The sequence below is a fragment of the Staphylococcus caeli genome (assembly GCF_051413795.1).
Classification (GTDB): domain Bacteria; phylum Bacillota; class Bacilli; order Staphylococcales; family Staphylococcaceae; genus Staphylococcus; species Staphylococcus caeli_A.
This window is the reverse complement of the sequence record NZ_JBOIRQ010000005.1, coordinates 80,094-92,783: the sequence shown is the minus strand read 5'-3', so window position 1 is coordinate 92,783 and position 12,690 is coordinate 80,094. Positions and strand designations below refer to the sequence as shown.

11 protein-coding genes and 1 pseudogene are annotated in these 12,690 nt (G+C 35.4%); 3 read left to right on the top strand and 9 right to left on the bottom strand.

The window, feature by feature from the left end:
- Nucleotides 1-151 precede the first annotated feature (151 nt).
- From ACSULM_RS04390 to ACSULM_RS04365, 6 genes and pseudogenes are all read right to left on the bottom strand, one after another.
- The gene (locus ACSULM_RS04390) at nucleotides 152-1,327 is read right to left on the bottom strand and encodes an ABC transporter permease (RefSeq protein WP_436860859.1); all 1,176 of its coding nucleotides are present in this window, start codon (nucleotides 1,325-1,327) and stop codon (nucleotides 152-154) included.
- Nucleotides 1,324-2,004: an ABC transporter ATP-binding protein gene (locus ACSULM_RS04385; protein ID WP_436860857.1), complete on the bottom strand. Its 681-nt coding sequence runs from the start codon at nucleotides 2,002-2,004 to the stop codon at nucleotides 1,324-1,326. The genes ACSULM_RS04390 and ACSULM_RS04385 overlap by 4 nt, the downstream gene beginning before the upstream one ends.
- Nucleotides 2,001-3,125, bottom strand: a complete 1,125-nt coding sequence (locus tag ACSULM_RS04380) for an efflux RND transporter periplasmic adaptor subunit (protein ID WP_436860855.1) — start codon at nucleotides 3,123-3,125, stop codon at nucleotides 2,001-2,003. The genes ACSULM_RS04385 and ACSULM_RS04380 overlap by 4 nt, the downstream gene beginning before the upstream one ends.
- A 141-nt stretch (nucleotides 3,126-3,266) precedes the next feature.
- Nucleotides 3,267-4,268: pseudogene (gene bioB, locus ACSULM_RS04375) on the bottom strand (biotin synthase BioB).
- A 211-nt stretch (nucleotides 4,269-4,479) separates the two neighbouring features.
- Nucleotides 4,480-4,608 (bottom strand): hypothetical protein, encoded by a 129-nt coding sequence (locus tag ACSULM_RS04370; protein ID WP_436860853.1) that lies wholly within the window; start codon nucleotides 4,606-4,608, stop codon nucleotides 4,480-4,482.
- 30 nt (nucleotides 4,609-4,638) lie between these two features.
- A complete protein-coding gene (locus tag ACSULM_RS04365) occupies nucleotides 4,639-5,103 on the bottom strand; it encodes a DUF805 domain-containing protein (RefSeq protein ID WP_436860851.1) in 465 nt (154 codons plus the stop codon).
- A gap of 279 nt (nucleotides 5,104-5,382) precedes the next feature.
- Here ACSULM_RS04365 and ACSULM_RS04360 point away from each other — a divergent pair, with 279 nt between their 5' ends.
- Complete coding sequence (locus tag ACSULM_RS04360) at nucleotides 5,383-5,994, top strand: YIP1 family protein (RefSeq protein ID WP_436860849.1); 612 nt, start codon at nucleotides 5,383-5,385, stop codon at nucleotides 5,992-5,994.
- Nucleotides 5,995-6,063: 69 nt separating this feature from the next.
- Here ACSULM_RS04360 and mbcS read toward each other — a convergent pair whose 3' ends face one another.
- The gene (gene mbcS / locus ACSULM_RS04355; protein ID WP_436860847.1) at nucleotides 6,064-7,638 is read right to left on the bottom strand and encodes an acyl-CoA synthetase MbcS; all 1,575 of its coding nucleotides are present in this window, start codon (nucleotides 7,636-7,638) and stop codon (nucleotides 6,064-6,066) included.
- Between the two features lie 445 nt (nucleotides 7,639-8,083).
- Here mbcS and ACSULM_RS04350 point away from each other — a divergent pair, with 445 nt between their 5' ends.
- Nucleotides 8,084-9,505, top strand: a complete 1,422-nt coding sequence (locus ACSULM_RS04350) for an MDR family MFS transporter (RefSeq protein ID WP_436860844.1) — start codon at nucleotides 8,084-8,086, stop codon at nucleotides 9,503-9,505.
- 119 nt (nucleotides 9,506-9,624) lie between these two features.
- Here the strand turns inward: ACSULM_RS04350 and ACSULM_RS04345 are convergent, their stop codons facing one another.
- Together ACSULM_RS04345 and ACSULM_RS04340 are read right to left on the bottom strand one after the other, a co-directional pair.
- On the bottom strand, nucleotides 9,625-10,821 hold the full coding sequence (locus ACSULM_RS04345) for an amidohydrolase (protein WP_436860842.1): 1,197 nt from the start codon (nucleotides 10,819-10,821) through the stop codon (nucleotides 9,625-9,627).
- A gap of 154 nt (nucleotides 10,822-10,975) precedes the next feature.
- Nucleotides 10,976-12,157 (bottom strand): MFS transporter, encoded by a 1,182-nt coding sequence (locus ACSULM_RS04340; RefSeq protein WP_436860840.1) that lies wholly within the window; start codon nucleotides 12,155-12,157, stop codon nucleotides 10,976-10,978.
- 119 nt (nucleotides 12,158-12,276) lie between these two features.
- Here ACSULM_RS04340 and ACSULM_RS04335 point away from each other — a divergent pair, with 119 nt between their 5' ends.
- The gene (locus ACSULM_RS04335; RefSeq protein ID WP_436860838.1) at nucleotides 12,277-12,654 is read left to right on the top strand and encodes a winged helix-turn-helix transcriptional regulator; all 378 of its coding nucleotides are present in this window, start codon (nucleotides 12,277-12,279) and stop codon (nucleotides 12,652-12,654) included.
- Nucleotides 12,655-12,690: the final 36 nt, after the last annotated feature.

The window sequence follows — 12,690 nt, the reverse complement described above, 5'->3', positions numbered from 1 at the left end:
GAAACTGCACATTATTTAAAAGAAAAGATGTTCAGATAATGATTACAAATTTACCTATGATTAATTACTTCGTCACAAAACGCCCCTCACGTTTATCGTAAGGGGCGTTCATTTTGCATATGACTCAATTTTTATAAAACTATGCATTTCCTTATTTAATAATATCAATAAGTTCTTTCTTCGCCGCTGCTCTAGCCGGAATCCAACCAAATACGATACCGATTAACATTGAAACGCCCACCGCAATTAACACGGAGCTCAGACTGACCACACTCTGAATGTAATCTGGCGTCACAGCATCAACACCTGCCGCAATCAGTATACCGAGTATCAAACCAATTAGACCACCGATGACACAGAGTACCACACTTTCAATTAAGAATTGTAGCTCTATATCACGCGCTTTGGCACCAAAGGCACGTCGAATCGCAATTTCCTCTGTACGTTCAGTTACAGAAATATACATTACATTCATGACACCAATACCTGCAATAAATAATGAAATACCTGCAACAGCTGCCACAAAGTAAGTAATACCATCAAAGACTTTGTTGATACCTTTCATCATTTCTTCCGTATCATTATAGCTATACTGTCCTTTACCAACGCCCGAACCTTTTTTATTTAAATCATCCGCGACTTTATTTGCGACATCTTTCTTATTCGCATCATCTGCAATGGTCAACTGTAGTGACGGGTAATCCTGATTTAGACCACTCATGTATTGTTCAAACGTTTTAGATGGCATATTGACAGCATTTTGATTCATCGCATCGTTCGCTATACCGACAACTTTAAAACCTTGGCCGTCGATATACAACGTTTTGCCAATCGCATCTTTGTTGAAAACATCTTTAGCAATTTTGTCATCCACAGTTACCACTTTTTTGCGTAACTCGTTGTCATCTGCATCAAACCCTTTACCTTTTTCAGGGCTCTCCATCGTTTTCTTTTTCAAAATACTGATGTCGCCTTTTTTCTGGGCATTAGTCATTTTAGCAGAATAACCTGTGTCATCATTTTCTTTGATTTTCGCATCAGAGACACCATTTTTTTGCTTAATCATATCAATATCTTGTTGTGTGAACGGGTTTTCCTTAGCACCTTCACCACTACTCGTCATGAAACTAATAATGGCTGAGTTTTTGCCTGCACCAGAATCTGAAAATTCATCGGCTGCCGTTTTCTTAAATCCATTTCCTAAAGACATAATTGTAATAACGGCCGCAATACCAATTATAATACCAATCATTGTGAAGATATTCCGACGTTTATTTTTCAAAATCGACTTAAATGAGACGGCTAAAATATTAGATATGTTCTTCATTTAACCACCTCTTCTCGTTGCACACGTCCATCTAATATATGAATAATACGATCTGCTTTATCCGCAACTTTACGATCGTGTGTTACTAGAATCATTGTCGTGTTGTGTTCCTTATTCAATTTCAAAAATAATTCCATAATATCTTTAGATGTTTTTGAATCTAGTGCCCCTGTAGGCTCATCGGCAATAATAAATTTCGGTTGATTAATAATCGCACGTGCAATGGCTACACGTTGTTGTTGTCCACCTGATAATTTATTCGGCACTAGATTTTCTTTATCAAATAAGCCGACATCATGTAATGTGCTTATGACCCATTCTTTACGTGCTTGCGAACCCATACCTGCATACACAAGAGGGATACTCACATTCTCTAAAATCGTGTTATTTTGAATTAATTTAAAATTTTGAAAGACAAACCCTACCGTTTTATTTCTAATTTCTGCGAGGTGATTGTCCGAACTTTTTTTATAATTTTCGCCATTAAAAAGATAATCGCCTTCATAACCACGATCAATAAATCCTAAAATGTTGATGAGTGTACTCTTACCTGAACCTGAAGGACCCATAATCGCAATGAATTCGCCTTCTTTGATGTTGATATTAATGTCCTTCAAAATGTGATTGGTTTCATCACCATTTTTGAAATGTCGATTGATATCTACAAGTTCTATCATGATGACACCTCAACTTTGTCTCCATCATTCATTGTATTTTTTGGATTTTTGATGAGCGTGTCACCTTTCTTCAATCCTTTTCTCACGAAGATTTCTCCATTGACTTTATCAATTGAAATATCGCGTTTTTCGACTTTATTATCCTTATTGACTACAAAGACATTATTATCTTTTGTTAATACAGATTTTGGTAATTTTATAGAATCCAATGGTACTTTAACATCCATAGAGTAACCTGCACGTACCGGGATGTCTAAATCTCCAATAATAACCGTGTATTTTGATGATTCTGAATCATTACCTCCACTTGGATCAGATGTTACAGGATTAGATGACTGTGTTGCCGCTGTGCCTGCACCTTCATCACCTTCTCCAGCACCGGCACTTGCTGCGCTAGCACCGCTTGACTCACCCAATTGTTCTTCATAACTTTTAGGTAATTCTGAGATTTTCTTAATTTCACCTTTACCCGTTTTACCATTACTTGTAATTTTGACATTTACTTTGTCGCCTTCTTTGATTTTTTCTAAATCAAATTCAGAAACTGTTGTTTTAATTTGAGGCTCTTTCGATACAAGTTGTAAAATAGGTTGTCCGTCTGACACATTTTCACTATTTTTGATATCTACTTTCCCGTCAAAAGCAGCATACACGCTATCATTGACTTGCTTATCATGTTGACTTAATTGTTGTTGTGCTTCACTTAATGCGCTTTGATCTTGTGTGAGTTTCTTTTGTAAGTCATTATTATTTGGATTTTGATTAATATTACGGTAGTCTTCGTTGACACTTGCCTGTGCTTCATCCACTTTGTTAGCAAGCTGTTGACGTTTACTGTTATTCACGTCGTAATTGATTAATGGTTCCCCCTGTTTGACTGATTGACCATCATCAACTTGTGTACTGACATATGTCCCAATTTGACTATTATTGTTATATGTTTTAACTGCATGCGGAGAGGCTTTCCCCTCTAAATTGAGTGGACTTTCTTTCTCCACTTTATATGTATCGTAGCCGTCTTTATCCTCTGAGCTACTATTAACTTGCCTTAAAATCAATGCGATTGCCAATAATCCAATGATTGCGACAATCCCTATAATCCACATCCATTTTTTCTTCAATTAACAAACACTCCTTAAATGTATTTTCAGTGCCATACTATCACACTTATACATTTTAAAATATAGAGCATCATATATTTATAAATCAATATGTTTTAAAAATTTTTATATAACACTATTGTAACAATGCCAACAATATTATTATATTTCACTTGTTTGTTCATAACTGACATTACCATCCGTTTGAAAATCAATTTCAAATCCTAAATCTTCTATCATTTCATAATCTAATTTGTTTGGCTGTCATCCAGTAATTAAATAATCACCAACAAATATGGAATTCGCAGCTTTCAAAGCTAAAGGTTGTAATGCGCGCAAGTTCACTTCTCTTCCACCAGCTATTCTAATCTCCTTAGATGGATTCACTAACCTAAATAGTGCAACTAATCTTAAACATTTCATTGGTGTTAATTCATTCATATTTCCAAATTTAGTTCCTTTAATTGGATGTAAAAAATTAATCGGTATACTATCTGCATCTATTTCTTTTAACGCAAATGCCATATCAATCACATCTTGATTCGTTTCCCCCATACCAAAAATCACGCCAGAACACGGAGATATATTATTATTTTTCATAATTTCTATTGTATCTGTGCGATCTTTATAAGTATGTGTCGTTACCACTGTGTCATGATAACGCTCACTCGTATTAATATTATGGTTATATCTATCGACACCTGCTTGTTTTAACTTTTTCGCTTGTTCCTCGTTTGTTAATCCAAGGCAAGCGCAAATTTTTAATTGTGGATGATTTTCTTTGATAGCTTTTACAGTATGACTAATGTGATCTACTTCTTTGTCACTTGGACCACGACCACTCATTACAATACAATACGTACCAATATGATGATCATGCGCAACCTTCGCGCCACTCATAATTTGATCCTTATCAACTAGTCGATATCGTTCTTTTTCCTTCATATCTCGTGATTGCCCACAATAGCCACAATTTTCTGGGCAAATGCCACTTTTCGCATTTAAAATCATGTTTAACTTCACTTTCTTACCATAATAATGCTTTCGTAATTGATATGCTTCATTCAATAAATCCAACGTATCGATATTATGATTTTCATAAATCTGTAAAAATTCTGCCTTTGTTAAGTCTTCACCATTTAGTATGCGTTCAGCTAATTTCATTGTTCGACACTCCCCATTGGTTAAAAGTAATTTTTATTCCTATTAGTAATTATCATAAAACTAATCGAACATAAATGTAAACTTATATTTTAAATTAGTTTACATTAGAATTGTGAAATATACACTAAATTGCAAAATTCATAAAAAAACACGCAACCACTTTTTCAAGTAGTTACGTGCCCTCATGATACTTATCCCTTTTTATACTTATTTAAGAAATAATATTTTTAATAAGCTTGATTACCCAACCAATGGTATTTAGAAATACATCGAATATGACACCAAATATTGTTTCTTTATTTTCCTTATCCATTTTTCGTTTGATTTTATTACGTCTCATTTTCCAGCCTCGTCTCTTTCCTAATAAATGCTACACATTACTTTTAGGATTGTCGCCGTATTTATTAAATTCTTTTTGACCGTTAGTAAAACATACGACTAAACCTACGATTGAAATCACCAAGTATATAACACCTAAAATAACAGCTATGATTGAGAATGCAGATCCTAAACTATTCACAATATCAATATCAATAAAGTTTATAGCGTTATTGATCCAAGTCCCTACAAACAACAGTATGGGAATCATCATCGTCATTCCAACATCATGAAAACGTCTCACCGTGACTGTAAACATCGCAATTGTCACTAGAATATAAAGAATCCAGCCTACTACTTCTTCAATGATACTCGGTATGGGCAATGCATAAGTAATAAGTCCAATGACAATCGCAAGTAATATATTCATAAGTATGGGATACCAATATTCTTTACGTCTCGACCTACCTTTGATATTCAACGCATTTTTCCAAAATAATTTGTAATAATGTAACATAATGCCACTCCTTTATTTATATTTATAAAATGAATGCCTTTACATTTACTTATTCAAACCATATCACATCGACACAATAAAAAATACATTCAATATCATGTTTTTTATTTTAAAATTAATATCAAACAAATAGTGTTCTAAATTTACTTACAACATATTTATTTAGTTTTAACTTTATTAATTTTTAGTAATTAATACTAAAAATTTATAGAAGTGTTTTAAAATATTGTAGTACATGTTACACTTTTGAAAACGTTATACATAGGAGGAACAATACATATGGAATCATCTAACTTACCTTTAGCCTCACATTTTGCAAGTTTACGTGAAAAACCGACTTGGGGCTTAAAACTTGTTATCACCATCATCATCGTTATATTAGCTGCTATAATTGCTGGTCTAAATGTGGATTATAATCAAATGTACGAGGGTACTGGCTTAAGTGAACAAGAAATTGAACAATCGAAATCTATTGCACAAATTGGTGGTATCGTTGGTGGTGCTATTGGCGCCATTCTTAGTATCGGGGTCACATTCGTTATCTTTTTATTAATTGCTAAAATTATGAAGTCTGATGCAAGCGCAAAATCTATCTTTTCAGCAACTTTAAGTTATTTGATTATTACTAGTGTTATCGGACTAATTGTATTGGTTATTCAATGGATTGCAGGATTATCCATTAACGACTATTCGATTACCAGTCTTAATATTTTTGATAAAGGTAACAAAATATTAAGCGCATTTAATTTACAAACTTTCATTGGTGCTTATGTATTTGGCATCCTATTATTTGCGACATGTCGCTTTTCTAAGAAATCGGCTATCATATGGTCGATTGCCTACCTTGTCGTATTTATTGGATTCACACTATTAGGTGCAGCTTTCCAATAATTTCGCTCAACTCAATTGACATACAAACCCCCACACTACAACCATAGCGTGGGGGTTTCTTCATTTAAATTATGATTTTTCACGTTCTGCTTCTCTAAGTTCAATGCGTCTAATTTTACCGGAGTTGGTCTTAGGTAAGTCTTCGACAAATTCAATCGCACGCGGATATTTATAAGGTGCGACATCTTGTTTGACGTATTGTTGCAATGCTTTAACTGTTTCCTCTGTTGCAGGCACATCGTCTTGCAAAATCACAAATGCTTTAACAATATTCCCTCTAACTTCATGCGGGCTTGCGACCACGGCACATTCTTTCACAAACTTATGTTTCGTCAACGAATCTTCAACTTCAAATGGTCCAATCGTATAACCAGAACTGATAATAATGTCATCTTTACGACCTTCAAACCAGAAGTAACCATCTTCATCAATTTTGGCTAAATCGCCAGTTATGAAATATGAATCAATTCTAGGTTCGGCTGTGCGTTCAGGATCTTTATAATAACCTTTGAAGAGTGCCGGTAAGTCTAAGGGCACTGCAATATTGCCGACTTCTCCTACTGCTGCAGGTGCGCCGTCATCATTAATCACTGTGACATGACTACCTGGAATAGCTTTCCCCATTGAGCCCGGACGACTTGGTGTATCTTTCAAGAAACCTATAAGTAGTGTACTTTCCGTCTGACCATAGCCATCACGTACAGTGAGGTTAAAATGATTCTGGAATTTTTCCACAACTTCTCTATTTAATGGTTCACCAGCAGATACTGCACTGTGTAAATGTTCTAAATTGTAGTCCGCCAAGTTTGGTGATTTGGCCATTAAACGATACTCAGTTGGCGTACAGCAAAGTACATTGATTTGGTAGCTTTCCAATAGTGATAAATACTGCTCTGCATTAAATTTACCATTATATACAAAAGCTGTTGCACCTGACCCCATAATTGATAAAAATGGACTCCATACCCACTTTTGCCAGCCAGGTGCTGCAGTTGCCCAAACGATATCATCTTCTGTGATACTCAACCAATGTTTCGGCGCCATTTGCATGTGCGCATATCCCCAACCGTGTGAGTGTACGACGGCTTTTGGATTACCTGTCGTGCCAGATGTATAAGATAATAGTGCAACATCGTCTCTAGACGTTTCGACTATTTCTAATGTGTCCGCTTCGGTAGCCATTTCTGCTTCGACATCTAGCCATTCTTCTGCTTGACCGCCAACAATAAATTTCGTCAATTCAGTGTATTCTTCCACTGTTTTGAATTCTTCAATACCTTGAGCAGCTGCCACAATCGCTTTAACTTCACCATGTGTAATTCTATATTGCAGGTCTTTTGTACGTAACATTTCTGAACTTGGTATCACAACAATACCGAGCTTTAATGCCGCGATGTATATTTCATAAGTCTCTATGCAACGCGGCATCATGATAAGAACCTTATCTCCCTTTTGTAAGCCATGTTTTTTGAACACGTTACCTACTTTATTGGCTCTTTGAATCAATGTACGATACGTCACTTTTTGTGCTTCACCACTTGCATCTTCAAAAATTAATGCTTGTTTCGTTGGATCCTCCGCAAATTTTTCAATTTCACTGACAATATTATATTTGTCTGGAGCAATTAAATCTTGTTTATTCATTACATATTCTCCTTTAAATTAAAATCCACAATAGTTCTATTTTTTAATCTTAAATCTATCGTAGACCTCACTTTTCCTCATTTAAAAGCTTTATGCTCAAAACCATTATCTGCTGATGTGATTTTAAACCCAATGTCTAAATACCTTCATTATTATAGTACATTATATAATAAAGTTTAAATATTCTGAATTTATCGTAATAATATAAGTACCGTAACAAACTTCTTACTTTGACATTATCAGCACAAGTCATGTAGTATTCCTTACATATAGTTGTAAAATGTTTATATAAGAAACAAATGTCTTAAAATCCTGATGCCGCACTTAATAGCATTGTTATTTATGCTCATTTTTATAATTTTTGTCTGCAAATTCAATTTTTCTCAGTTCAACTTTTAGATTTAAATTAAGTATAGTGCTATAATATAAAACTGTGTAATTTTTAATGAAAGAAGTGAGTGCTTTGACATCAAATGACAATTTTCATGTCGAAAAAAGAATACCCTTGTTCATTGTATTATTGTCAGGGGCATTTATTACAATTTTAAACCAAACGTTACTCGGAACGGCTTTACCGCCAATTATGAAAGATCTTCACGTATCTGAAAGTACCGTGCAATGGTTACAATCTATATTTATGCTAGTTAACGGAATTATGATTCCAGTTACAGCCTTTTTAATCGAACGCTATACATCGAGGCAGCTCTTTTTAACTGCTATGAGTATCTTCGCAGTGGGTACATTACTTTGTGCGATTGGCTCAGATTTTTCAATGTTATTAATCGGACGTATTCTACAAGCTGCAGGCGCAGGTATCATGATGCCACTCATGCAAACAATTCTATTTTTAACATTCCCTAAAGAAAAACGTGGTACTGCAATGGGTCTGTTTGGACTCGTCATCGCTTTTGCACCTGCTATAGGTCCTACTTTATCGGGTGTTTTAGTAGAACATCTTACATGGAGAAGTGTCTTCTACGTTGTATTCCCAATCGCAGTAATTATAATAATCGCATCAATTTTCTTATTGAAAAATGTTACCGAAACATCTCATCCAAAATTGGATATTGCTTCAGTCATTCTATCAACGCTCGGTTTTGGTGGATTACTGTATAGCTTCAGTTCAGTCGGTGAAGCTGGATGGGCAAGTGTACAATTCATCGTACCACTTGTTGTCGGGGTTGTATCTTTAATCATCTTCATTCGTCGCCAATTAAAACTGAAAGAGCCAATGCTAGAATTTAGAGTCTTTAGCTATAACGTTTATACATTAGGTACGGTATTAAGTATGTTTGTCTTTGGTGTATTAATCGCTACTAACATCATCTTGCCACTGTATATGCAGAATATGTTACAGTTCTCTGCTTTAGAGTCTGGACTTGTGTTACTTCCAGGTGCAGTCGTTATGGGACTTATGAACCCAGTGACAGGTTATTTATTCGATAAATTTGGTGGTACGTGGTTAGCACGTATTGGGTTATTCATACTCGTTGTGTCTTCAATACCGTTTACAATGCTCACAACGCATACAAGCTTCACGTATCTTGCCGTTTCAAACGCTTTACGTATGATTTCAATTGCTATGGTTATGATGCCAATGACCACATTAGCCATCAACCAATTGCCAAATCACTTAATCGCACACGGGACTGCCATGAACAATACATTCAGACAAATGGCTGGTGCGATTGGTACAGCTTTATTCATCACACTAATGTCTGTATCCGCAAACCCAAGTGATGGCGTTGACGGTATTATACACGGTGTAAACGTAACCTTTATGGTTGCTACGGGTATTTCAGTGATTGCATTGATTCTATCTGCGAAACTATCTGATGATACTAGACCCGCACGCCGCACGTTATAAATATCGATAGTTTTATAATGATAATTTAAAAGCACTTACGACCAATTCTATTAGGAATGGCGTAAGTGCTTTTTGTTGTTTATTGAAAGTTATCTTTGAATTTTTCATTAAATTCGAAGTTATTCTATTGCCGTCAATCTGTTAATCGCTATCTCACCAAGTGATTTGGCAGCTACAATTAATGCGTCTTCGTTTACTTCAAATTTTGGATGATGGTTCATATATGGAGATTCAATATATTCTGGCTTACAACCAACAATATAGAATGTCCCTGGAATTTCTTTTAAATAATACGCAAAGTCTTCAGAACCAGAAACTGCTGGAATTTCCACTAAATGTTCAAAATAGTCACCTTTGCTCGCTGACAAGATATCTACAACATGATTTGTTTGTTTTGGATGGTTATAAAGCACCGGATATCCAAATTGATAATCTAAATCATACGTAACATCAAACCCAACAGCTACACTCTGAGCCACTTTCTCAATTTCTTCATACATAAATTGTTCCAAGTCATCATTTAAATAACGCGCTGTGCCTTTAATCGTAACTTTGTCCTGAATGACGTTTGCACCACCTGGCGCTTCAAATGCACCCACAGTAATGACGCCCATTTCTGATGGGTCAATACGTCTAGATACAATCGTTTGCAGCGTATTTACAAAATTCGTGCCTGCAACTAATGCATCATGCGTCTTATGAGGGCTCGCAGCATGACCACCCAAGCCTTTAATTGTTAGTGTGAATGTTGAACTGCCGGCAAAAGCATTCTCTTTATTAAAACCGATCACTTCTGGTCCAGCTACGGGTACAACATGAATACCATAAATTTCATCAACATCGTTAAGCGCACCAGACGCCATAATTTGTTGCGCGCCACCTGGTGGTAATTCTTCGGCATGTTGATGAATAATTTTAATTGTTCCTGAAAGTTGATCTTTAATTTCTATGAAAGCATCTGCTAATCCTAATAAATATGCAGTATGCGCATCGTGACCACAAGCATGCATGACACCTTCATTTAATGATTTAAATGGCACATCTGCTTCCTCTGTAATCGGCAACGCATCGAAATCGGCACGTAACCCAATGGTTTTGCCAGGATGTTTCCCTTTGATTTCAACAATAATTGCATGACTACCTTCAACTGGTTGCGTCACGGTAACGTCTTTATTTTTGTAAAAGTCTTTAATGTATGACGCTGTGCCTGTTTCTTGAAAAGATAATTCAGGATGTTGATGTAAATAACGACGATGCTTCACCATTTCTGCTTGTTTAGCGTCTAATTTTTCAAATAGTAGTTCTTTTACATTCATAAACATTCACTTCTTTCAGTTAAATTTAAAAACCTATCACTCTATAATAATTTTAAATTTAACGAAAGATTAATTCAAATATAAATTGAATTTTAAAGTAGTTTTACATTTTTTAAAAATCTTTTTTGAGTAATACACTAAAATCGTGCATCAATTAAGCTAATTGTAATTGCTTCGCTTGTTCTGCCTTATAAACCATATACATCATTGCACTCGCAAGTAATACCATAATTAATCCGAAATAAGGTGTCATTGTGATTGAAAAATGCTTTAATACATAACCACCAACGACAGATCCTAGTGTAATACCGATATTAAATGCTGCAATATTTAAACTTGAAGCAAAGTTTGTCGTTGCTTTGTTCTTACGCTCTGCAAATAATACAACAATCAATTGTAATCCTGGTACATTCATGAAGGCGAATAAGCCCATTAACAGAATTGCAATCGTACCTACTGCTGGCAATGACATTGTGATACCCACAAGGAGCAATACGATGGCTTGTAGTAAGAAGATACCTATTAATACTTTTGTCGGTTGATGGTTGGTTAATTTTCCGCCTAATGTATTGCCAATAGCGACCATGACGCCGTAAATGACTAATAATATCACGACACCATCGTTACCAAAGTGCAGTATGTCTGTCAGCATCGTTGTTAAATATGTGTATACGACAAACGTACCTCCGTAACCTAAAGCTGTAATCACGTAAACCATCATTAGCGATTTATTTTTAAAAACAGTCAACTGCTCTAATAAAGAAGCCTGCTCATATTCATTTAAATCATTAGGCACAGTTGCGATATTTACGATTAAACTGATTAGACCAATGAGGGCAATAGTTATAAATGAAGCTTCCCAACCGAATTCTTGTCCAATCCATGTGCCAATAGGAACACCTGTAACTGTAGCTACCGTTAAACCTGTGAACATCATGGCAATCGCACTAGAGCGTTTATCCGGTGAAACAAGGTCACTTGCGATTGCAGTAGCTATAGACATAAAGACACCGTGTACTAATGCTGATAACACACGCATCACTAATAACATACTGAAAGTTGTGGAAAATGCTGCCAAAGCATTCGCAACGATAAAAACAATCATAATCGTAATAAGTAGATGTTTCCGCTTCATTTTATTCGTCATAGGCGTAATCAATGGCGCACCAATCGTAACACCTACTGCATATAGTGAAACCGTTAAACCTGCTAACGGTATTGTCGTATGGAATTCTGCTTTAATTAATGGTAATAGTCCGACGCTAATAAATTCAGTCATTCCAATCGCAAATGCTGACATTGCCAAAGCTATGATGGCAAATTTATTTTTATTCATAATCATTTCTCTCCTTATTTGTTGTTGATTATGTTACTATAATGCACACATATACAAATAGGAAGTACGCACTTTAAAGTACGATAGGTGCTTTTTGGTGCCTATAAGGAGCAAATAACATGACTAAAACATATAATATTGGTGTTGAGGCCACGATTGATGTCATCGGTGGCAAATGGAAACCCGTTATTTTGTGCCATCTGCAAAATAATGGCCGCATGCGCACATCCGCTTTAAAACGTGCCATACCAAACATTACGCAAAAAATGTTGACGCAACAATTAAGAGAATTAGAAAAAGACGGCATTATTCATCGCATCGTTTATGATCAAGTACCACCTAAAGTCGAATACGAACTATCAGAATACGGTAGCACACTCAGTAAAATCTTATCTTCACTTTGTTATTGGGGAGAATTTCATGTTGAAAAATTATATCAACAAGGTGAATCTGTACAATTAAATCAACAAGATTTTGTGAATGTTCCTAATCCATAAATAGGTATAATAAAGCACACAGTAGTTAATTTTTAT

Coding starts and splice junctions, on each gene's coding strand:
- ACSULM_RS04390 (WP_436860859.1), bottom strand. CDS start 1,327: ATGAAGAACATATCTAATATTTTAGCCGTCTCATTTAAGTCGATTTTG.
- ACSULM_RS04385 (WP_436860857.1), bottom strand. CDS start 2,004: ATGATAGAACTTGTAGATATCAATCGACATTTCAAAAATGGTGATGAA.
- ACSULM_RS04370 (WP_436860853.1), bottom strand. CDS start 4,608: ATGAGACGTAATAAAATCAAACGAAAAATGGATAAGGAAAATAAAGAA.
- ACSULM_RS04365 (WP_436860851.1), bottom strand. CDS start 5,103: ATGTTACATTATTACAAATTATTTTGGAAAAATGCGTTGAATATCAAA.
- ACSULM_RS04360 (WP_436860849.1), top strand. CDS start 5,383: ATGGAATCATCTAACTTACCTTTAGCCTCACATTTTGCAAGTTTACGT.
- mbcS (WP_436860847.1), bottom strand. CDS start 7,638: ATGAATAAACAAGATTTAATTGCTCCAGACAAATATAATATTGTCAGT.
- ACSULM_RS04350 (WP_436860844.1), top strand. CDS start 8,084: ATGAAAGAAGTGAGTGCTTTGACATCAAATGACAATTTTCATGTCGAA.
- ACSULM_RS04345 (WP_436860842.1), bottom strand. CDS start 10,821: ATGAATGTAAAAGAACTACTATTTGAAAAATTAGACGCTAAACAAGCA.
- ACSULM_RS04340 (WP_436860840.1), bottom strand. CDS start 12,157: ATGAATAAAAATAAATTTGCCATCATAGCTTTGGCAATGTCAGCATTT.
- ACSULM_RS04335 (WP_436860838.1), top strand. CDS start 12,277: ATGACTAAAACATATAATATTGGTGTTGAGGCCACGATTGATGTCATC.